General features: G+C 51.7%; 20 protein-coding genes, 1 tRNA gene and 1 pseudogene. 14 read left to right on the top strand and 8 right to left on the bottom strand.

All coding sequences use genetic code 11. The features are described from left to right. Positions 1-4: 4 nt before the first annotated feature. Positions 5-409: a hypothetical protein gene (locus tag MTP41_RS01070; protein WP_097775441.1), complete on the top strand. Its 405-nt coding sequence runs from the start codon at positions 5-7 to the stop codon at positions 407-409. A 50-nt stretch (positions 410-459) separates the two neighbouring features. Here the strand turns inward: MTP41_RS01070 and MTP41_RS01065 are convergent, their stop codons facing one another. After that, the gene (locus MTP41_RS01065) at positions 460-1,080 is read right to left on the bottom strand and encodes a CatA-like O-acetyltransferase (protein ID WP_249235994.1); all 621 of its coding nucleotides are present in this window, start codon (positions 1,078-1,080) and stop codon (positions 460-462) included. Further along, a complete protein-coding gene (locus MTP41_RS01060) occupies positions 1,073-2,080 on the bottom strand; it encodes an RluA family pseudouridine synthase (protein ID WP_249235993.1) in 1,008 nt (335 codons plus the stop codon). Before MTP41_RS01060 ends, MTP41_RS01065 begins: the two co-directional genes overlap by 8 nt. Before the next feature lie 162 nt (positions 2,081-2,242). Here MTP41_RS01060 and MTP41_RS01055 point away from each other — a divergent pair, with 162 nt between their 5' ends. The 4 genes from MTP41_RS01055 to MTP41_RS01040 all read left to right on the top strand — a co-directional run bounded on the left by MTP41_RS01055 (position 2,243) and on the right by MTP41_RS01040 (position 8,195). Next, the gene (locus MTP41_RS01055; protein WP_044953632.1) at positions 2,243-2,962 is read left to right on the top strand and encodes a JAB domain-containing protein; all 720 of its coding nucleotides are present in this window, start codon (positions 2,243-2,245) and stop codon (positions 2,960-2,962) included. A gap of 111 nt (positions 2,963-3,073) precedes the next feature. Beyond that, the gene (gene uvrB, locus MTP41_RS01050; protein WP_097777692.1) at positions 3,074-5,131 is read left to right on the top strand and encodes an excinuclease ABC subunit UvrB; all 2,058 of its coding nucleotides are present in this window, start codon (positions 3,074-3,076) and stop codon (positions 5,129-5,131) included. Continuing rightward, entirely contained in the window at positions 5,118-7,982 is a 2,865-nt protein-coding gene (gene uvrA / locus MTP41_RS01045) for an excinuclease ABC subunit UvrA (RefSeq protein WP_249235992.1), read from the top strand. The genes uvrB and uvrA overlap by 14 nt, the downstream gene beginning before the upstream one ends. Positions 7,983-8,117: 135 nt before the next feature. Then, positions 8,118-8,195: transfer RNA gene (locus MTP41_RS01040), tRNA-Pro, on the top strand. A gap of 134 nt (positions 8,196-8,329) precedes the next feature. On the opposite strand, the gene MTP41_RS01035 is transcribed toward MTP41_RS01040, so the two are convergent. From MTP41_RS01035 to MTP41_RS15615, 5 genes and pseudogenes are all read right to left on the bottom strand, one after another. Further along, complete coding sequence (locus MTP41_RS01035) at positions 8,330-8,665, bottom strand: tyrosine-type recombinase/integrase (RefSeq protein WP_249235991.1); 336 nt, start codon at positions 8,663-8,665, stop codon at positions 8,330-8,332. Between the two features lie 507 nt (positions 8,666-9,172). Then, a complete protein-coding gene (locus tag MTP41_RS01030; protein WP_242959278.1) occupies positions 9,173-9,793 on the bottom strand; it encodes a hypothetical protein in 621 nt (206 codons plus the stop codon). A 19-nt stretch (positions 9,794-9,812) separates the two neighbouring features. Continuing rightward, a complete protein-coding gene (locus MTP41_RS01025; protein ID WP_097777694.1) occupies positions 9,813-10,529 on the bottom strand; it encodes a hypothetical protein in 717 nt (238 codons plus the stop codon). A 1-nt stretch (position 10,530) separates the two neighbouring features. Next, a complete protein-coding gene (locus MTP41_RS15620; RefSeq protein WP_442900358.1) occupies positions 10,531-10,962 on the bottom strand; it encodes a recombinase family protein in 432 nt (143 codons plus the stop codon). Between the two features lie 3 nt (positions 10,963-10,965). Beyond that, positions 10,966-11,319, bottom strand: a pseudogene (locus tag MTP41_RS15615) (plasmid mobilization protein); the annotation flags it as partial. Positions 11,320-12,500: 1,181 nt separating this feature from the next. Between MTP41_RS15615 and MTP41_RS01015 the strand changes: the two are divergent. Beyond that, a complete protein-coding gene (locus MTP41_RS01015) occupies positions 12,501-13,817 on the top strand; it encodes a reverse transcriptase/maturase family protein (protein ID WP_097777720.1) in 1,317 nt (438 codons plus the stop codon). Positions 13,818-13,865: 48 nt separating this feature from the next. On the opposite strand, the gene MTP41_RS01010 is transcribed toward MTP41_RS01015, so the two are convergent. After that, positions 13,866-14,192 carry a helix-turn-helix transcriptional regulator gene (locus MTP41_RS01010; protein WP_249235989.1) on the bottom strand — a complete coding sequence of 109 codons (327 nt, stop codon included), beginning with the start codon at positions 14,190-14,192 and terminating at the stop codon, positions 13,866-13,868. Between the two features lie 153 nt (positions 14,193-14,345). On the opposite strand from MTP41_RS01010, the gene MTP41_RS01005 reads away from it, so the two are divergent. From MTP41_RS01005 to MTP41_RS00970, 8 genes are all read left to right on the top strand, one after another. Beyond that, positions 14,346-15,539 carry an Eco57I restriction-modification methylase domain-containing protein gene (locus tag MTP41_RS01005; protein ID WP_249235988.1) on the top strand — a complete coding sequence of 398 codons (1,194 nt, stop codon included), beginning with the start codon at positions 14,346-14,348 and terminating at the stop codon, positions 15,537-15,539. Continuing rightward, positions 15,536-15,901, top strand: coding sequence for a hypothetical protein (locus tag MTP41_RS01000; RefSeq protein ID WP_249235987.1), 366 nt, complete (start codon positions 15,536-15,538; stop codon positions 15,899-15,901). Before MTP41_RS01005 ends, MTP41_RS01000 begins: the two co-directional genes overlap by 4 nt. Before the next feature lie 358 nt (positions 15,902-16,259). After that, positions 16,260-16,565, top strand: coding sequence for a type II toxin-antitoxin system RelB/DinJ family antitoxin (locus tag MTP41_RS00995; protein WP_097777721.1), 306 nt, complete (start codon positions 16,260-16,262; stop codon positions 16,563-16,565). Beyond that, complete coding sequence (locus tag MTP41_RS00990; protein ID WP_112090862.1) at positions 16,562-16,882, top strand: type II toxin-antitoxin system RelE/ParE family toxin; 321 nt, start codon at positions 16,562-16,564, stop codon at positions 16,880-16,882. The genes MTP41_RS00995 and MTP41_RS00990 overlap by 4 nt, the downstream gene beginning before the upstream one ends. 13 nt (positions 16,883-16,895) lie before the next feature. Next, a complete protein-coding gene (locus tag MTP41_RS00985) occupies positions 16,896-18,377 on the top strand; it encodes a recombinase family protein (protein ID WP_249235986.1) in 1,482 nt (493 codons plus the stop codon). A 191-nt stretch (positions 18,378-18,568) separates the two neighbouring features. Next, positions 18,569-18,847, top strand: a complete 279-nt coding sequence (locus MTP41_RS00980) for a hypothetical protein (RefSeq protein ID WP_249235985.1) — start codon at positions 18,569-18,571, stop codon at positions 18,845-18,847. 372 nt (positions 18,848-19,219) lie between these two features. Next, positions 19,220-19,753, top strand: a complete 534-nt coding sequence (locus MTP41_RS00975; protein WP_249235984.1) for an ATP-binding response regulator — start codon at positions 19,220-19,222, stop codon at positions 19,751-19,753. 19 nt (positions 19,754-19,772) lie between these two features. Further along, complete coding sequence (locus MTP41_RS00970; protein WP_120020199.1) at positions 19,773-21,509, top strand: diguanylate cyclase; 1,737 nt, start codon at positions 19,773-19,775, stop codon at positions 21,507-21,509. The last annotated feature ends 22 nt before the right edge of the window (positions 21,510-21,531 follow it).

The raw sequence follows: 21,531 nt of genomic DNA, 5'->3' as shown, positions 1-21,531 counted from the left end.
ATAAATGTTTTTTGGCTTTCAGCTCACCCTTGGCCTGATGATGGTATTCTACGGCTATTCGGTCATGAAAAATCCCCGTGTCTGGGGAGATCAGGGCCGCCGTGCCGTCAAAGCGGAACACTTTGAGGAATACTGCCGCCAGAACGGCCTGTTCTTTTTGAAGGCAGGCTGCGTGGTGGCGGTGATCGGTGCACTGGATGCACTCATCACGCTGGATGCCCTGCTGTACGCTCTGCTGTACCTCTTCGGTCTGGCCTTCGCGTTCTATCCGCTGGTCAAATGGTGCCGCGAAAATGAGGGCTTCAGCTGGCCATGGCCCCATGTCCAGAGCGAGAAAAAGCGCATCAAAGAGCTGCGCCGTGAACAGGAATCGCAGGAAAAAGCGGAGCAGGACTCCGACAAAAAGTAAAGAACAAAGAGAAAAACGGCTGCTGTACGGTAAAGTACAGCAGCCGTTTTTTACAATTCATCAATGCTTTTTTGAAGCTTTTGATAAAACTGTCCCAGGTGATACCCATCGATGAACCGGTGGCTCACCTCAAGGCTCATGCCCAGCGTTTCGCGGCCGTTTTCCGGTACAAACTTGCCCCATGTGATGCGGGGGATGGCGTCGTCTTTGTCAAAATCCCGCTCGTTGGTACAACTGGTCAGATCAAACCACGGCGTGGTGGAAATGTAGATCAGCGCGTCCGTCTCGCAGTCCTGATCCAGAAAGCTCTGCTGTGCAGCGCTCTTAGCTTTTGCGGCGCAGCAGAACTCGTCCAGCGTGCCGGTCTTGGGCAGTGTGACGATGTGGAACTGCTCACTGCCGGGCTTCAGATCGGTCAGGCTGGGGATGCGCTTATCCAGAAGCCAGACCTCGCCGTCCCGGATGGTATAGCGGAAATTCACCACGCTGTTCACGGCATCGGTCACGAGATAGCCGAGGGCATAATAAAAGGAAATGCCGCGGGCTTTGGTGTAGGCGTGGAGATTCGTCACGTCCACCCGGAAGGTGACACTGTAAAATGGCTGCGACACTCCGGAAAAGAACCGGAACAGCTCTGCCCGCGGCCACGTGTTCATGTCGATTTTATGCATGGTTGTTTTCTCCATCCGCCTTGCTTTTATCCAGTGCATCGAACTGCTTTACGATCTGCGGGTCCTTCAGCTTGACGACCTTGCCGGAGAGATAATGCAGGGTGTTTTCCTCGGGAATATCAAGGAAAGTGACCCGCACAGCGCACAGGGCCTGCGTTTTGGTGCCGGTGCGCTCGTTCATCTTGCGGTTGCCGTACTTGATATCGCCCAGAACCGGACGGCCCAGATAGGCCAGATGTGCACGGATCTGGTGGGTGCGGCCGGTGACAAGGCCGATCTTGCACAGGGCGAACGGCCCGGCGGTGCGCAGTACGTCCACGTCCGTAATGATCTGCTTGCGGCGCTCGTCCTGCGACTGGTGTGCGTGGATGCTTACCTTGTTGTTCTTCTCGTCGTGCTCCCACCATGCGGTGAACCGCCCGGACTGCGGGATACCCACCGTGATGGTGTAGTACTCCTTTTTGAGTAGATCAGTGCGGATGATCTCGTTCATGTCCCGCAGGGCGGTGTAGCTCTTGGCGGCGATCACAAGGCCCTCGGTGCCGCGGTCCAGCCGGTTGCAAATGCCGGGCTTGAACCGGTTCTCGCCGTGGGGGTCGTATTCGCCTTTTTCGGCCAGATACTGGGTAAAAGCGTCCACAAGGTTTGCATCGCCGGTGCGGTCGCTATGGCACAAAAGGTGGGTGGGTTTGTACAGCACAGCAATGTTTTCGTCCTCATAAATGACATTGACCTTGGGCTGATTCTGCTTTTTTTTCGGCGCGGCCTTCTGCACGGTTTTTGCGCCTTCCGGCGGGAAAAACTCGTCGTTGATGTACAGCTCGATCAGGTCGCCTGCCTGAATGCGGTACTCCGGCACGGCCTTTTTTCCGTTTACCTTCACGCGCTTATTGCGGAAGCTCTTGTACAAAAGGCTGGTGGGAAAATCGCGGGTCACGCTCTGCACAAAGCGGGAAAGACGAACGCCGTCGTCGTTGGCGGTTGCGGTATATTGTTTCATAAATGTTCCTCAATTTTCAAGAGATACCTTTATAGTAATACAGCCTTGGCTGCAAGTCAACGCGGAAACGCCCCGGATCAAAACTATTTTACCGCAAAGCCTTGAGTTCCGGGCGCAAAATGGGTACTATTATAAGGAATGAATCAGAAGGAGAGTACCGCAATGGCAGAACACAAACGGCATCAGGGACACCGTCAGCGGATGCGCGAACGGGTGCAGAACTACGGTCTGGACAGTCTGGCCGAGCACGAAGCGCTGGAATATGTGCTGTACCTCACCAACGCCCAGAAGGACACCAACGGCATCGCTCATGACCTGATCGACCGCTTTGGCGATTTTGCCGCTGTGCTGGAAGCCAGCGAGGAAGAGCTGTGCACTGTGGAGGGCGTAGGCCCGGCCACAGCCCGGATGCTGCATCTGCTGCCGGAGATCAGCCGCTACTATGGCCGCAGCCGTACCAGCACCACCCGCTGCATCAGAACTACGGAGCAGATGGGCAGCTATTTGATGGCGAAGTTTGCGTGGTCGGATTACGAGCGTGCAATGCTGGTCAGTCTGGACAGCCGTAAGCGGGTGCGCGCGGCGGTCTGGCTGCGGGAAGGCACCACCGACCGGGTAAGTCTGGACATCAAGGATGTGGTGTCTGCGGCCATCAAGGGCGGCACCGACACGGTGGTGCTCAGCCACAACCACCCCAACGGTGCGGCCTTGCCCTCCATGGAGGATCTGGAGGCCACTGGCAATATTGCCCGGGCATTGGGCCTTGTGAACATCCATCTGCTGGATCACTTCATCCTGACCGATACGGAGTATTTCTCCATGCGGGACGCAAACCGCCTGCCGATCTATGACTTTAAAACAGGTACGCTTTTCTGGCCTTGATTCGTGAAACAACAAAAAAGTGTTTACATTATAAAACTGGTGTGCTATAATCAAACCGTAAAATACAACTGATTGTGGTTCTTTGCGTGAGGGCCGGAGAGGAGAGGGAAGATGACAGACGAAAAATTTGAACTGGTATCCTCTTACCAGCCCACCGGCGACCAGCCGCAGGCTATTGAAACACTGGTGAAAGGCGTGGAGCGGGGCGACCGCTGCCAGACCCTGCTGGGTGTTACCGGCAGCGGCAAGACCTTTACCATGGCAAATGTTATTGCAAAATGCAACCGGCCCACGCTGGTTCTGGCCCACAACAAAACGCTGGCGGCCCAGCTGTGCACCGAGTTCCGGTCGTTTTTCCCCAACAACGCGGTGGAGTATTTCGTCTCCTACTACGATTACTACCAGCCGGAAGCCTATATCCCCAGCACGGATACCTATATTGAAAAGGACAGCGCCATCAACGACGAGATCGACCGCCTGCGCCATTCGGCCACGGCGGCGCTTTCGGAGCGGCGGGATGTGATTATTGTAGCATCGGTTTCCTGCATCTACTCGCTGGGCGACCCCATCGACTACCGCAGCATGGTCATCAGCCTGCGCCCCGGCATGCAGATGGAGCGGGACGAGCTGTGCCAGAAGCTGGTCACTCTGCAATATGAGCGCAACGACGTGAATTTTGTGCGCAACAAGTTCCGTGTGCACGGCGATATCGTGGACATCTACCTTGCCTATATGAGCGAGCTTGCCATCCGTGTGGAATTTTTTGGGGACGAGATCGACCGCATCACGGAGTTCAACCCTCTCACCGGGGCCAAGCAGAATGTGGTCAAGCATGTAGCCATCTTCCCGGCCAGCCACTATATCGTCAGCGCCGAGAAGAAGGCCGCAGCACTGGAAAAGATCCGCGCCGAGTGCGACGCGCAGGTGAAGCAGTTCACCGCCGAGGGCAAGCTGATCGAGGCGCAGCGCATTGCCCAGCGCACCAATTACGACATTGAGATGCTCAACGAGGTGGGCATGTGCAAAGGCATCGAGAACTATTCGGCGGTGCTTTCGGGCCGTGCGCCGGGCAGTATGCCCACCACTCTGCTGGATTATTTCCCGGATGATTTTCTGCTGTTTGTGGACGAGAGCCATGTTACCCTGCCGCAGGTGCGCGCCATGTACGGCGGCGACTATGCCCGCAAAAAAACGCTGGTGGAGTACGGCTTCCGCCTGCCGTCCGCCTTCGATAACCGCCCGCTCAAGTTCGAGGAAGTGGAGTCCAAGCTGAACCAGATGATCTTCGTTTCGGCTACGCCCGGCGACTACGAGCGGCAGAACAGCACGCAGGTGGCGCAGCAGGTCATCCGGCCCACCGGCCTTTTGGACCCGCTCATTTCGGTGCGCCCGGTGGAAGGGCAGGTGGTGGATCTGTTGGGCGAGATCAATACCCGCATCCAGCGGCACGAGCGCGTTCTCGTGACCACGCTGACCAAGAAAATGGCCGAAGACCTGACCGACTACCTTACCGAACAGGGCATCAAGGTCAAGTATATGCACCACGAGGTGGACACCTTTGAGCGCATGGAGATCATCAAGGACCTGCGCCTTGGCTCCATTGATGTTGTGGTGGGCATCAACCTGCTGCGCGAGGGTCTTGACCTGCCCGAGGTGAGCCTTGTGGCCATTCTGGATGCCGACAAAGAGGGCTTTCTGCGCAGCGAGACCAGCCTGATCCAGACCATTGGCCGCGCGGCCCGCAATGCCGAGGGCCTTGTCATCATGTACGCGGATGTCGTCACCGACAGCATGGACCGCGCCATCACCGAGACCGAGCGCCGCCGCGCCATCCAGATGGCCTACAATAAAGAACATGGCATCGTGCCAAAAACCATCGTCAAGGCCATTGCAGACAGCATCGAGATCAGCGATAAAGCGGAGAACGCTAAGCTGAACACCCGCCGCATGGGCAGGATGGAGCGGGAGGCCGCCATCGAGCGCCTGACCCGCGAGATGAAGGAGGCGGCGAAGCTGCTGGAGTTTGAGCACGCGGCCTTCCTGCGTGACCAGATCGACCGACTGCGCCGGGGCGAGAACCCGACGGTGGACTCTGCGGCAGAAACGGAGCGCAAACAGAACCATTCACAGACACAACGAAAAGGGAGAAAATACCTTGGCAAACGATAAGATCGTCATCAAAGGTGCCCGCGAGCACAACCTGAAAAATGTTAACCTGACCCTCCCGAGGGAAAAGCTGATCGTCATGACCGGCCTTTCCGGTTCGGGCAAGTCGAGCCTTGCGTTCGACACCATCTATGCCGACGGCCAGCGCCGCTATGTGGAAAGCCTTTCCAGCTACGCACGCATGTTTTTGGGCCGCATGGACAAGCCCGATGTGGACGAGATTACCGGCCTGTCACCGGCAATTTCCATCGACCAGAAAACCACCAGCCACAACCCGCGTTCCACCGTGGGCACCGTGACGGAGATCTACGATTATCTGCGACTTCTGTACGCCCGCGTGGGTGTGCCCCACTGCCCGGTGTGCGGGCGGGTGATCAGCCAGCAGACCGTGGACGAAATGGTGGACGCGGTGCTCAAACTGGACGAAGGTACGAAGTTTCAGGTGCTGGCTCCTGTGGTGCGCCAGCGCAAAGGCACCCAGCAGAAAGAGCTGGATGCTGCCCGCCGCGGTGGCTATGCTCGTGTGAAGATCGACGGCAACCTGTATGATCTGGACGAAGAGATCAAGCTGGAAAAGAACATCAAGCATACGGTGGAGATCGTGGTGGACCGCCTTGCCATGCGCAAGGGCATCCGGGGCCGTCTGGCAGATTCGCTGGAAACCGCGCTGGCGCTTACCGGCGGCATCGCCGAGGTGGATGTGATCGGCGGCGAGTGCATGACCTTCAGTCAGAACTTTGCCTGCCCGGAGCACGGCATTTCCATCAGCGACCTGTCGCCGCGGCTCTTCTCCTTCAATAACCCGCTGGGAGCCTGCGAAAAGTGTACCGGCCTTGGCACTTTTATGCGGGTGGACGAGGAACGCATCCTGCCCAACCGGAACCTTTCCATCCGTGAGGGTGCCATCAAGGCCAGCGGCTGGTACTATGCCGAGGGGTCTGTATCCGAAATGTATTATCTGGGTCTTGGAAAAAAGTACGGATTTACGCTGGATACGCCCATCAAAGAGATGAGCACCGAAGCTGTCAATGCGTTGCTGTACGGAACTAATGGCGAAAAAATTGAGATGCACCGCACGAATGAGTTCGGCAGCGGTGTGTATTATAATACCTTCGAGGGCATCGTGGAGAACCTTGAGCGCCGCTTCCGCGAGACCAACAGCGAGTGGATGAAGGAAGAAATCGGCAGCTTCATGTCCGGCGTGGAGTGCCCGGACTGCCACGGCAAGCGCCTGAAACCCGTGGTGCTGGCTGTGACCATCGGGGATAAGAACATCAGCGATTTCTGCGAAATGTCCATCCGGGACGAGCTGAAATTCATTGCCGAGAACGAGCCGAACCTGACCGAAAAGCAGAAGCAGATCGGCGGGCAGATCATGAAGGAGATCCGGAACCGCCTGCAGTTTTTGCAGAGCGTGGGTCTGGATTATCTCACGCTGGCCCGCTCAGCAGGCACTCTTTCCGGCGGTGAGAGCCAGCGCATCCGCCTGACCACTCAAATCGGCAGTGCGCTTTCCGGCGTGCTCTATGTGCTGGACGAGCCGTCCATCGGCTTGCATCAGCGCGATAACGACAAGCTCATTGCCACCCTGAAAAATCTCCGCGACCTCGGCAATACGGTGATCGTGGTAGAGCACGATGAAGATACCATGCGCAGCGCGGATTATATCGTGGATGTAGGCCCGGGCGCAGGCGTGCATGGCGGTGAGATCGTAGCTGCTGGCAGCGTGAAGGACATCTGCAAGGCAAAGCGCAGCATCACCGGCGATTATCTCTCCGGCCGCAAACGCATTGCCGTGCCGCAGACCCGCCGCACCGGCAACGGCAATTACCTTACTGTACGGGGTGCACGGGAAAATAACCTGCGCAATATCGACGTGAAATTCCCGCTGGGAGAGTTTATTTGCGTTACCGGAATTTCCGGCTCCGGCAAGTCCAGCCTCATCAACGAAATTCTGTATAAGACGCTTGCCTGCGAGCTGAACGGTGCGCGTTCCCGCGCAGGCAAATGCGATGGGGTAGAAGGGCTGGAATTTGTGGATAAGGTCATCGGTATCGACCAGCAGCCCATTGGCCGTACGCCGCGCTCCAATCCGGCCACTTATACCGGTGTGTTCAATGATATCCGCACGGTATTCTCCCAGACGCAGGATGCCAAAATGCGCGGTTACGGCCCGGGGCGTTTCAGTTTTAATGTCAAGGGCGGCCGCTGCGAAGCCTGTGAGGGCAACGGTATTCTGCAGATCGAGATGCACTTTCTGCCGGATGTGTACGTGCCCTGCGAGGTATGCAAGGGGGCGCGTTACAACCGCGAAACGCTGGAAGTGAAGTATAAGGAAAAGACCATCTCCGATGTGCTGAACATGACCGTGGAGGAAGCAGTGGTATTCTTTTCCAACCAGCCCAAGATCGCCCGCAAACTGCAGACCCTGTTGGACGTGGGTCTTGGTTATGTAACACTGGGCCAGAGCGCCACCACCCTTTCCGGCGGCGAAGCACAGCGCGTGAAGCTGGCCAATGAGTTGGCCCGCCGCAGCACTGGTAAGACCGTGTATATTCTGGACGAGCCTACTACCGGCCTGCATATTGCAGATGTGCACCGCCTGATCGAGGTGCTGCAGAAGCTGGTAGATGCGGGCAACACGGTTATTGTCATCGAGCACAATCTGGATCTTATCAAGTGCGCCGACCATATCATTGACCTTGGCCCTGAAGGCGGCAGTGCAGGCGGTGAGATCGTGGCCGAAGGCACGCCTGAACAGGTGGCAGAGGTGCCAGGCAGCTTTACCGGTCAATATCTGAAACCGCTTTTGGAAAAAGACAAGCTCCTGCAAGAAAAAGAGCAAAATAAATAAAGCGCGTACTTTCGCAAAAATCAGACTTTTTGAGAAAAAAGCAAAGAAAATTGCAAAAATCGGTTGACAAAACTGCTGCATCTGAGTATAATATTTCATGTCGCCACGCTTCGGTAGGGAAGCGGCGGTCGATATCCGGGTGTAGCGCAGTTTTGGTAGCGCGCTTGAATGGGGTTCAAGAGGCCGTGAGTTCGATTCTCGCCACTCGGACCAAAAATCCAACGATTTCACGTTAGAAATCGTTGGATTTTTTTGTTTGTGGGCTGACCTCATTTGGTTTTGACCACAATTTTGACCACAATGCCAAAGATTTTATCTGGTCTAATTAGTGCCGTTCCGTCCAATTTTCAGGCTGAAAACGCCTCACTGAACAACTGGATTGCACTCTGCCGAATGGATTCCTGAACATGGAGATAATGCTCAGTCATCTCGGTGTCGGCGTGGCCTACGATGCTCTGGATGGTCTGGATATCCACGCCCAACGCCTGCATCTGCGACACATAGGTGTGGCGGCAGCTGTGCGGCGTGAGCAAGCGGACATCGCCCGCTTCTTCCAGAGATTTGCGGAACACATCCCGGAAATGGGTGGGATTGCAGGGCAAGCCGGTCTTGGGGCTTTCCCAGATGAACTGGTCGTTGGTATCCCGCAGCTTGATGGCACACGAGCGGACATTCAGCGGCACCGGAATATCCCGGATACTGTCTTTGGATTTCGGACTGCCGATGCTGACCGTACTTTTTACGACCTTTAAGTAAGGCAGGGAGTTCCCCCAACGGGAACTTCCTGTTTTTCTTTGCCAGAGATATGAGCCTGCTCCGCCTGCCAAAGACAAGCTTGCGTTTGCGCAGCAACAAAAGCCCCAGTGGGGCTTTTGAGCAACCGAACGGTCTGTGAAGCAGATGGAGGGGCCTTGCCCCGACAAGTGACCGTTGACCTTCCTCGCTGTTCCAGCAGGCAAGGATGGCCGGGTAGAATGCCCGTGCCAGACGGTCAATGACTTCATCGGGGTAGGGGGAAGTGTTTGTGGACTTTTTCTTTTTGTTCAAACGCACGCTCCTTTGATCGTCCCACCGTGGCAAAGCCGGGCGAGAAAATCAAAGTTCCAGTTTTTATCAGGCGCAAGGGCGCAGATATTTTCCACCCTGCTCTTGCGGCTGGTGGCTCGTTGATGGCTTACAAGGGCCTGTTGTTATGCGACTTTTTTATCGTTCAGCAGTTCTTCAAACTGTGCCATATACGCCTTGTGCTGTTTTAGGATCTTCATGGATTCCATTTTCACATAGGCATCATCAGGCACCTGGGGGAGATACTTCATCAGGAAATCAACATCCTGCTGGATTCGCCGGACGGCAGCTTCCAGTGCAGAATAGTTGATCCCGTAGATTCGTTTCTGCGGAGCAGGGCGGGCCTCCGGGTGCAGAATTTCGTGCACGATTTGCTTGAGGTTCGGAAAATCGGCTCTGGCGAGGCGGTGCATATCGGCATCACGGACTTTGAACTGCCTGGACAGGACCTTCTCTTTCGTACCGGGCATCATCTGCTCCATGATCTCCACGCCCCGCATGAACTTTTCCGAGCGGACAACATAGGATTCACTGACATTGTTCCGCTCTGCAATCTGCTTGCGGATGCTTGCTTCCGCAGAGGTGGGAGGAATTGTGTCAATTTGACACAATTCCTCCTGTATGGTTTTCTTGGAAGCAGTCGTGTGCTGGTTGTTGCCGTTTTCACCGGGCTTTCGATGCTCCACACTGTACTGCTTTCCAATGAGGAACTTCTTCTGCTCCGGGGTGAGGTTGCGCCGCCCCAACTAACTGTATTTGGATATTCTATGGTAACTTCAGCATATAAAAATCCGAAGATTGCTCTGATGAAGCCAATGATATTTTTATTGGATTATAGTGGATTTTTTCTTGAATTTTATATGTTTTAGATTCGAGCTTTTTCCATCCATCAAAAAAGTAGTTAGGAACTCTTTTTCCGTCAATAATCTGAACTCCGTCTATGATTTCTCCCATTACAACACGATGCTCTCTTTGGTATTGATATCGGGGAGATTTATAAAAAAGGTTTTCAACCGTTCCATTTACGAACATTTCTTTTGACTTATCTCTTGAGGGCGGTTGATACAACACCGTATGCTCACAATAATTTATGCCTTGCGCTGCTTTTGTTTTTTCCAAATCCTGTTTGAATCCAAGATAGTCTATGAGTACAGCAAATCCTTGCTCGCAGTTGAATTCTTCTATAACTTTCTTTGAAATTGCAATTCTATTATCTGCTATGTCATTCTCGTAAACAGTATATGTACAAAAAATTGGCAGGTCATCATTTTGAAAAAACCCAAGATAGTTAACTGCTGTTCCTCTGGTATCTGCAAAAATTGCTCCCTCTGTCTGGTCACCTCGACTATGATCCAAGTTTTCTGATTCAAGGCTTCTAAAATATCGAGCCGGACGCATAAATAGTTTTCCGTCGAGCAAGTCATTTGCATATGCTTCTTCAGTTACAAACTTTACAAGGTATTTTAGTAGATTATTACCCAATTCAAAGTTCCTCTTTATTATTTGCTTCCGCCGAGTCGCTGTGCCACCGTCTCATGGTCGGAGCATCTGTTATTTTGTTGCGGTTACGATAATCTTTAACCTTGCGCCAGAATGTTGCAGGTTTCAGATGGAGTTCATTCATCATAATTTTAGGTGTTGTTTTTCCATTTTGCCAGTCGTTATACAATCTTTCAAATTGTGTCTCGTCTATTTCAATCGGTTTTCTACCTTTGTGCTTTCCCTCAGCCTTAGCTTGCTCAATTCCAATACGCTGACGTTCAAGAAGATTTTCATGCTCGAGCTGTTTTAATTCGGTCAAAATAGATACAGCGAACTTTCCGATAGATGTAGAAGTATCAAGATTTTCTCTGATGCTAATAAAGGTCACTTTCTTTAGTTCTAGTTGCTCTACAATTTTCAGAAAAACTCGCACATTAAGTTCGTCAAGGAGTTTCGCCCGGATCTGCTCGGTGTCCGCACCGCCAGAATTGAAGTGCCTTGCAAGCTGGTTGAGGTTGGTGCCCACCCTGCTGCACTGGGCAAGCAGAGTGGAAACGGCAGTCAGGGTTTCTTCGCCACCGCCGGCAACGATGACCGTTTTCTCGATCTTGACGTTGTGGATGGCGCGGTGGATAAAAGTGGAGAGGGAGAGATTTAGGAGTTTGCAAGTGAGTTCCAGTGACGCTTTTTCCTCCGCTGTCACACGGAACTTGATGATGTGCGTTTTGTTGTTCGGCGTGTCGTGGTGCTGAGAATTGCTAGGAATCGGTTGAACATTCGTTTTGGTCATTGTACCTCCTGTCTGTTCGATAACTCCTCGGTGAAGTTATGTAAGCACGACACGCCGTTGCTGTTCGCACCGTCAGGTGCGAACCATGAGCAGGGTTTGGGGCAGGCACGCCCCAACAAGATCACATCAAAACTCACAAGAGTTGCAGATGTGAAGTCCCGGTGGAACACAAGATTTTCAAGAATTGAAAATTTGTGGCCATGGGACGGTTCTTGCCCTCTACCGCTGCGCTCAAAATCAACTTTCGACAAATGTTTCCGAATTGTTAAGACGCAAAAAATAAGTAGAGGTGGTGCTGCTCATGTAAGGGGGTCACCGGTTGTTCCGAACGAAGTTCCTGCCCCTGTTTTGCAGCAGCGTTGACTGAAAAGCCGGTATCGCGTTCGGACGGCTAATGAAATTATCAAGGTACGGTGCTTCCCGGAAAAGAAAAATACCGCCCACGCAGTACAGGCGAAGGATTTTGTCGGGGTGAAACGGCGGCAAAATGATCGGGTGTGTTGCGGGGCGGTAAATCTTTTAGGGATAATCCACGGAGAGGCTGTATTCAAAATGAACACGACCACATCTTGTGGAGAGATTCAGGCTACTCAACAAAATCGGTGGGATTTACAAGAAAAATACCACTGTATGTGGAATTCGTCAAGAGAAATTTGAAAAATTTATGGCAGTAAAGTGAAAAGGGTAGGACTATTGAATCGGAATTAAGGTGCTGCGAGCCAGAAAATTGCGGCATAACTTTGAAATTAAGGATGGGCTACTAAAACATCTTAATGAAGTTAATATAATAAGTCGGACTATGCACAACGGCAGGTTAATTTATTATGAACAGCATTGATTACTTGGTAAAAAGTGCTATAATTAAAATGCCTCATACAAAAGGTATGAGGGAAGGAGATTGTTGTCAACCATCCTGCTAGAATGTTCTCGAGAACATTTAGCAGCACAGTTGACACGGTTGTTGATGCTGATGTAGTTGAAGCTATAATCAGAGTGATTCCAAGAATCAAGACAATCGCCTCCTCGTCGATTATACCATAATTGATGATTGCGCTAACAGAATAGCTGGAAACTCTGAAAACCCTTTATGGTAATAGGGGTAACCACGTCAAACGTATATCCACCGGCTTAGAGACGCTATTCCTCGTGCCGGTGGATATTGCATTTTAGGGGAATTGAAGATGGATGCTTGGTTGAGTGATAAAGAAACTATTCGGAAAATCAAACGGTATTATGCACATTTTGATGTAAAAACTGATATTGGTCATGTAACAGATTACGTTTCGAATCCGCAATCTGTTGCAATGCACGGCTTCTACCCCTTTATCCACTATGAAATGGATATGAGCAAATTTAATAAAGAAAAAGGACTGGTTCCTAAAACCCGTGATATTTGTTATGCAGCGCATATTGATCGGTGTATTTATCAGTATTACAGTCACATTTTAAATGAATTGTATAATGAGAGAACAATTAGTGATAGGATTTCTGATGTTGCTGTTGCTTATCGTACTAATTTAGGAAAGAGCAATATTCAATTCTCCAAAGCTGCCTACGATTTTATCCGTAAAACAGAGAACTGCTATGTGATGATTGGCGATTTTACGCATTTCTTTGATAACTTAGATCATGCTTATTTGAAAAAACAATGGTGCTCTTTACTGGGATGTGAAAGACTGCCGAAGGACCATTATAATGTTTTTAAGAACATCACATTGTTTAGTCAATGGGAATTGACGGACTTGTTGAAAATAAATGCGCTGAAAGATAACAAAGCAGGCCATCGTGCGCTCAATAAGCAATCAAGGGTATTGACAGCAGAGCAATATAAAAACAATCGTTCTCATATACAATCGAATAGAAATCATTACGGAATTCCACAGGGATCGCCAATCAGCGGAATGCTGGCAAACCTCTATATGTTAGAAGTTGATAGGAAAATCCATGACCTTATAGAACAATATAAAGGATTCTATATGAGGTATAGCGATGATTTTATAGTAGTGTTGCCAGATAGACCGGAAGGTCAAGTTTTGAATGTTTTTTCAGAAGTGCGAGAGTTTATCGCCAGTGCGCCAAGATTGATACTAGAGCCAAGCAAAACGCAATATTTCCGTTATGTAGAAAAAGAAGTTGAGAATATCGGAAAAGCGGTTTCTAAAGATGCAGACGATAGTAAAAAGTTTATCAATTTCTTGGGATTTTCGTTCGATGGAAAGAAAGTGTTTATCCGTTCTAAAACAACGGCTAAATACTATTATCGGATGTACAGAAAGGCAAAAAATATTGCAAAAACAGGAGGGTATACTGGAAAAGGAAATCATATCAATCTTTCTGGTCTGTATACGCTTTATTCTGAACATGGTGCAAAGAGCAAACGAGGAAATTATTTTACTTATATTGAACACGCCGAAGAAGAATATGGGCAGGATGAAGATATTCGGCGTGATTTGAAAAATAATATGGGGAAAATACGAAAAGCCTTAAAAAATCATTGATACATATAACAACAGCCGCCCAGCGACCTTACGGTCTTGCTGGGCGGCTTATTTTTTGCGTTTCCAGAGCAAATATTCCTCGTAGCGGTGCATCTCGTTCTGTTCTTCTTCGGTCAGGCGTTGGCGCTGCTTGCGGGCTTCGTCCGAGGGGTCGATGTCGGTCAAGCCCAGAAGGTAGTCGGCGGAGGTGCCGTAGAGCTTGCAGATGGCAATCAGCATCTCGTGGTTTGGGGAACTCTTTTCATGCTCCCAACTACGGATGGTAGAAGTTGCAACATTAAGGGCTTTGGCGAGTTCTTCCTGTGTTTGGTTATTCCAATCTCGTAGGTCAGCTAATCGTGCTCCAATCATCCTTTTCCCGCCTTTCTTTGCCATAAGTATAGATACTTCTTATCACTTTTGGCAAAAAGCGCCGAGAATCTTGTTAATTTGCCTTGAAAGTGATAAGACACTTATTAGTATAGGCTGGAAATGCTAAGAATATTATCACTTCCGCCACAACGCTAAGGCAAAGCGAGGGAATCCCCGTTGGAACAACTGATCGACTTTCACGCACCGGAAGTGCAGGCGGTGCTGGATACACTTCTAAAAGATCGCTCCACCGGTAAAAACATCATCTGGGCAACCGACCCGCCGGAGGAACTGCAAACGGTGATGTACGAACCTGTCACGGATAGATCCCAGATCACCACCCAGCAGCTCGGGCTGACCCACTACGAGGTGGTGCTGCCCCGGATGATGAAACAGACCGACACTCAGCAGCAGCGCACCCGCAAAAAAGGCGAGGTGTTCAGCCCGGCATGGGTCTGCAACAAGATGAACAACGCACTGGATGCCGACTGGTTCGGTGCGCTGGGGGCAGAGCAGACCGCTGGACAGTTCACGGTGGAACTGCCCCAAGGCTGGCAGACGGTGGAAACGCCGGTGCAGTTCCCGGCTTGCGGGGGCAGAGCCCCGGCATGGGTGCAGTATGTGCAGAGCCGCCGCTTGGAGGTGACCTGCGGCGAAGCCCCCTTTCTGGCGTCCCGGTACGATGCCGCCACCGGCGAGATGATCCCGGTAGCCCGGCGCATTGGCATTCTGGACCGCAAGCTGCGTGTGGTAAGCGAGAACGCCGCCACCGAGGACGAGTGGCGCAAATATGCCACCCATGCGGTGCAGTCCACCTACGGCTACGAGTATCAGGGCGATAATTTGTTGCTGGCACGGGTCAACCTGCTGCTGACCTTTGCGGAGCATCTGCAAGCCCGCTGGCAGCGCAAGCCAACAAAAGAGGAGCTGCAAACCATCGCCAAAAACATCAGTTGGAACCTGTGGCAGATGGACGGTTTGCACCTCTCCGTGCCCGGCGGCAAGCCCCAGCCGGAGGCGGAACAGCTTGACCTGTTCTCCATGTTCGAGGCGGCAGAGGAGCAGCCGCCCACGGTATCCTGCAAAGTGAAAAACTGGCGCAAGGGTGGCCATGGAACGACCCAGAACTTTGAAACCATTCAGGAAAGGAGTACCAGCATGAAGTTTGATTATGTCATCGGAAACCCGCCGTATCAGGATGAAACCCTTGGCGATAATGGAACGTATGCGCCACCGGTCTATAATCTCTTTATGGATGAAACCTATAAAGTGGCAGATAAAGTAGAATTGATTCACCCGGCACGGTTTTTGTTCAATGCGGGCTCTACACCGAAAGCGTGGAATCAGAAAATGTTAGAGGATGGGTGGTGAAAAAGATGGTGGATTTGCTGGAGCAGGAAAACCCCGGCTGCTTCGATGACCCCGGCAAGACCTTTCTCGACCCCTACATGAAGTCTGGTCTGTACATTACGGAGATCGTCAAGCGGCTCTACCGCAGCGAGAAGATGCGGCAGGCTTTTCCGGACGACAACGCCCGGCTGGAGCATATCTTTGCCAAACAGGTCTATGGGCTTGCGCCGACTGAGATCATCTACCGCATTGCCATCAGCTACATTCTGGGCTTTGCAAAGGATCACGGCATCACCGCCCACCATATCCGTCAGGCGGATACGCTGGAATTTGCCAAGGCGGGCACCATGGAAAGGGAATTGGATAAGATTTTCAGAGACTGAGAAATAGAATACAGCATAAAAACCAAAGGCGGCTGTCTGCATGGGTGCAGATGGCCGCCTTTGCGCTTTTTTACGGAATGGAAGGGAGGAATAAGCAATTATTATCGCAATTTTCAAAAATAGTGCCCATCAACACGGTATATTTGCGATATGCAGTTTGCGGATGTTGCTTGTGCATTAAAAACGCAAACTGCTATAGAAGGACGAGAATCGCAGGTTTAAAATTAGTTGGGGGTGAACGATGTCCATCTGGGCAAGTACCAAAATTTTTCGGCAAATTTTGTGCAGCCCGCAGAAATCAATAAGCCCTATTGAAAAGTGACGTAAAATGCGTTACAATAAAGCTGAGGTGATAACCATGGAAAAAACGATGACACTCAATCTCCGTGTCAACCCCACCGTGAAACAGCAGGCCGAGGATGTGCTGAAGCAGCTTGGTATCCCGATGGCAACTGCCATTGATATGTACCTGCGCCAGATTACCATGACTGGCGGCATTCCCTTCTCGCTGTCCCTGCCGAAAGCTCCTACGGCTCTGAACGCTGATACCATGACTGATGATCAGCTCCATGCAGCCTTGCAGGTAGGCATCAAGGAGATTCAGAACGGTGATACCGTGGATGCCGCAAGCGCATTCGCACAATTCAGGGAACAGCACAGATGAAGCAGTATGACGTGAAAATTTCTCATGCAGCCCTCAGCGATATGGAGCAGATTTACAGCTACATTGCAGACCGTCTGCTGGAGCCTGACACGGCTATGGGGCAGTATAACCGTATTGCAGAAGCCATCCAGTCGCTGAACATCCTGCCGGAACGTTGTGCGCTGGTGGAAAGCGAACCGGAGCGCACCCAAGGGCTGCGGCAGATGCTGGTGGACAACTACTCGGTGTTCTACATCGTGGGCGAGGATACCGTGTCGGTGGCTCGTGTGCTGTACAGTGCATCTGACCTTGTGCGCCGCCTGCGGAGAATGAAGTGAAAGGGGTGTTTGCATGACCGCCGTGATCTATGCCCGCTATTCATCGGACAACCAGCGTGAAGAATCCATCAAAGGGCAGATTCGGGAATGCACGGCCTATGCGGAAAAAAACGGTATCACGGTCATCAAACACTACATTGATCGTGCATTCTCCGCCAAAACAGACAATCGCCCGGAGTTCCAGCAGATGATCAAAGACAGCGGCAAGAAGCTGTTTGATGTTGTTCTCGTCTGGAAATTTGACCGCTTTGCCCGGAATCGTTTTGATAGCGCAAATTACAAGATGATCCTGAAAAAGAACGATGTCCACCTGATCTCCGTTATGGAACCCATTGCCGAGGGCTCACAGGGCATTCTGGTGGAAACGCTGCTGGAAGGCATGGCAGAATACTATTCGGCAGAGTTGTCCGAAAAGGTGATTCGTGGTCAGACCGAGAACGCTTTGAAGGGTAAGTGCACTGGCGGTACGGGAACCATTGGCTATAAAATCGACGAGGACAAGTTTTATCATCTTGACCCGCTGACTGCTCCGCTGGTGCTGGAAGCCTTTCAGCGGTATGACAACGGCGATAAAATGGTGGAGATCGTAAACTTCCTCAACGACAAGGGTGTCCGCAATATGTTGGGCGGCAAAATGACCCACAGTAGCGTGAACACCATGCTGAAGAACCGCCGGTACATTGGCGAACTGTCTTTCCGGGATATCGTTGTGCCGGATGCAATTCCGGTTATTGTTCCGAAAGACCTGTTTGACCGGGTGCAGAAGCGTCTGGATAAGAACAAGCGTGCCCCTGCCTGTGGCAAGGCAGACGAGGAATATCTGCTGACCACCAAGCTGTTCTGCGGTAAGTGCGGTGCACTGATGTTCGGCGAAAGCGGAACCAGCGCCACCGGACGCACCTACTATTATTATAAATGCGCCAACGTCAAACGGCGCAAGGGCTGCAACAAAAAGACCGTGCAGAAGGACTGGCTGGAAGATCTGGTCGTCCGGGAAACCATGAAGCTGATTCAGGACGATGCGGTGATCGACAAGATCGTTCAATTGATCATGGATGTCCAGAATCAGGAGAATACCACGATCCCGCTGCTGGAAAAGCAACTGCGAGAGGTCAACAAAAAGCTGGACAACCTGATGAAGGCTATCGAGGACGGCTTGTACACCCGGACAACGAAAGAGCATCTGGAAGCACTGGAGAACCAGAAAGATGAGCTGACTGCAAAAATTGCAGATGAAAAATTGAAGAAGCCCAGCTTCAATGAGGATTTCATCCGATTCTGGCTGATGAAATTTAGAAAGTTCGATATTTCGCAGAAAAAGCAGAGAAAAGCGCTGATCGAAATTTTTGTAAATGCCATTTTTCTGTACGATGACCGGATGCTGATTACGTTCAACTACAAGGATGGCACCCAAACTGTCCGGTTTGAGGACACTTTGACGGCTGATGGGGTAGAAGGAGATAGTTCGGATTTGTCCAGCTCTGCTGGACCATAAATCCAACGATTTCACGTTAGAAATCGTTGGATTTTTTTGTTTGTGGGCCGACCTCATTTGGTTTTGACCACAATTTTGACCACAATGCCAACGATTTTATCTGGTCCAATTCGTGTCGTTCCGTCCAATTTTCAGGCCGAAAACGCCTCACTGAACAACTGAATCGCACTCTGCCGAATGGATTCCTGAACATGGAGATAATACTCAGTCATCTCGGTGTCGGCATGGCCTATATTGCCTTCATGGGCTGGATCTTGTTTATGCAGAAAAAGGGCCTTTGGCAGCAGCTGATCCACGCAGCCGCCGGATGTGAAAAGTTCTTCTTCACACTGGGTGGTTTAGTGTTGATGATGAACCTGCACATTTTTCCATTCATGCTAACCATCTACGATTATTTCCTCAATAGGTCGCTTTGCATTTTATGCCATGCAAAAGGCAGAATCATATATAAAAAGTTCTTTCGTATGTAAAAGCCTTCAAAAACAACTTGAAACACTTTTGTTGCAATGGTACAATAATAATGTTATTTTATGGAAGCTCGGCGCAAAGCCCATGCGGACAGGCCGCCGGTGTGCTGACAGCCACGGCGGCGGTAAGACCGAAACGGCTAAAGAAGACGATGCGCACGAAGCCGTTACCTTTATGGCACCGTATATGGAGGTAGGAGCCTTTATCGAGCAGGTTCACAGCGTTTACCCGGAAGTGAATGTTGAGATCGTGCCGTACAGCGGCGATAACACCCCACTACCTGCCTACAGAATATGTTTACGGCGGGCGACCTACCGGATGTATGCACCCTTACGGTCTATGTTTCCAGCTCGCTGACTGCGGACGACTCCCGGATGTCCTATTTGCACGGTTCTTCCTTTGCGGAGGCAAAGGAGCGGCTTGACCGCATCATCCGCCAGCAGGCAGGCCAGCGCCGCCAGACCTTTACGGTAAACACCCATCTGCAGCACGAAAACGTGCTGGCAGACCCCAACCGTCTGAATCAGGTGCTGATGAATATCCTCTCCAACGCAGTCAAGTATACGCCCACCGGCGGGCATATCCGGTTTGAGGTGGACGAGCTGCCCCGAAACGAGCACTACGCCCGATACCGCTTTGTGGTGCAGGATGACGGCATTGGCATGAGCGAGGCCTACCAGAAGACCCTTTTTGACCCCTTTACCCGCGAGGAGCGCTCCGGCACCAACAAGGTGCAGGGCACCGGCCTTGGTATGGCCATCACCAAGAACATTGTTGACCCGCTGAGCAGGATCATTCCCACCCTTGCCATGACCGCCAATGCCTTCCTTGAGGATATGCAGAAGAGCAGGGAAGCCGGCATGGACAAGCGCGTTTCCGCAGAGGAAGCACACAAACGATGTAAATGATGCAGGAGAAGATTAGAACGTGAATACACTTTCCGAGATCGAGGAATATTACAAAGCGCGTGAGCAGCAGCTGTTGGAAAAACTTCATCAACAGGAAGCCGCTCTTGCCGCAGCGGAGCAAACGCTGAAACAATTGACCGAAAATCAGAAAACACTGATGGACGAAACCACCAAGCAGCGTGCTGCACGGGAGCGGGCATTCAAAGAAGAACTCTATCGGGATTCTCTGACAGGTGCTTACAACCGCCGCTATTACGAAGAGGTCGTCCGCAAGACCATCGGCCCGGCGGGTGTCGCACTGCTGGATGTGGACAATTTCAAGATCTGTAACGACACCTATGGGCATTACGCCGGGGACATGGCACTGAAAACGGCAGCAAACGCCATTCAGTCCTGCATCCGGGAGTCGGACCTGCTCATCCGCTACGGCGGGGATGAGTTTCTATTGGTCCTGCCCGGCATTCCGGGAGACTTCCTGCAAACCAAACTGGAACAGATCCGCACTGCCGTGCAGATGGCATCCGTACCCGGCTGTTCGCATTTCCGCATCTCGCTGAGCATTGGCGGAACGATACAGTCCCTCGCCGACCCTATGAAAAACATCGTTCGTCGTGCAGATTGGCTGATGTATCAGGCAAAGTGCCGCAAAAATGCCGTCATGGTGGAGGTTCCGGGGCATAGCCTGACCACACGGGAAACGCTTTTGCAGGAAAAATCCCAGATCCTGCTTGTGGACGACTCTGCAATGAACCGCATGATACTGGCAGAGATCTTAGGAGATAGCTACCATATTCTGGAAGCAGAAAACGGGCAGGAATGCATGGAAAAATTGCAGGCAGAAGCCGGAAACATTGCACTGGTGCTGCTGGACATCAATATGCCGGTCATGAACGGCTTTGAAGTGCTGAAAGCCATGAATGTCAACCACACCATCGAGGATACCCCAGTCATTATGATCTCCAGCGAGGACTCCGACGCTGCAATTCGGAAGTCCTACGAACTGGGCGCAAGTGATTATGTCAACCGCCCCTTCGATGCACGCATCGTATACCGCCGCGTGACCAACACCATCAAGCTGTACGCCAAGCAGCGGCGGCTGGTGCAGATGGTCTCTGACCAGATCCGCGCCCGTGAGAATAATACGGATATGCTGGTGGGTGTACTGAGCCATATCGTAGAATTCCGCAACGGCGAAAGCGGTGCCCATGTGCGGCACATTCGTATCATCACAGAAATGCTGCTCCACTGCCTATTGGGGGTCAGCAACAGGTACTCGATCTCTGCGGAACAGCAGGATATGATCCCGCTGGCCTCCGCCTTGCATGACATCGGAAAAATTGGCATTGACGAAAAAATTCTTAATAAACCCGGAAAACTGGCCCCGGAGGAATTTGAAATCATTAAGACCCACAGTATGCTTGGAGCCGGGATGCTGCATGATCTGGATGAATTTGCCGAGCAGCCGTTGCTGCAAACCGCCTACGAGATCGCCCGCTGGCACCACGAACGCTGGGATGGGCGCGGCTACCCGGATGGGCTGAAGGACGATGAAATTCCCATCAGCGCACAACTGGTTTCGCTGGCCGATGTATACGATGCGCTGACCAGCGAACGCTGCTATAAAAAAGCCTTCTCCCACGAAAAAGCCGTGCAGATGATCCTGAACGGTGAGTGCGGAGCATTCAACCCGCTTCTGCTGCAATGCCTGACGGATATCCAAGCTGCCCTGAAAGAAGAATTACAGCAGCACAACTGAGCTGCGGATGCAATCAAAACAG

This window comes from Faecalibacterium sp. I4-3-84, assembly GCF_023347255.1.
Taxonomy (GTDB): Bacteria; Bacillota; Clostridia; order Oscillospirales; family Ruminococcaceae; genus Faecalibacterium; species Faecalibacterium taiwanense.
This window is presented reverse-complemented; position numbering and strand designations above follow the sequence as displayed.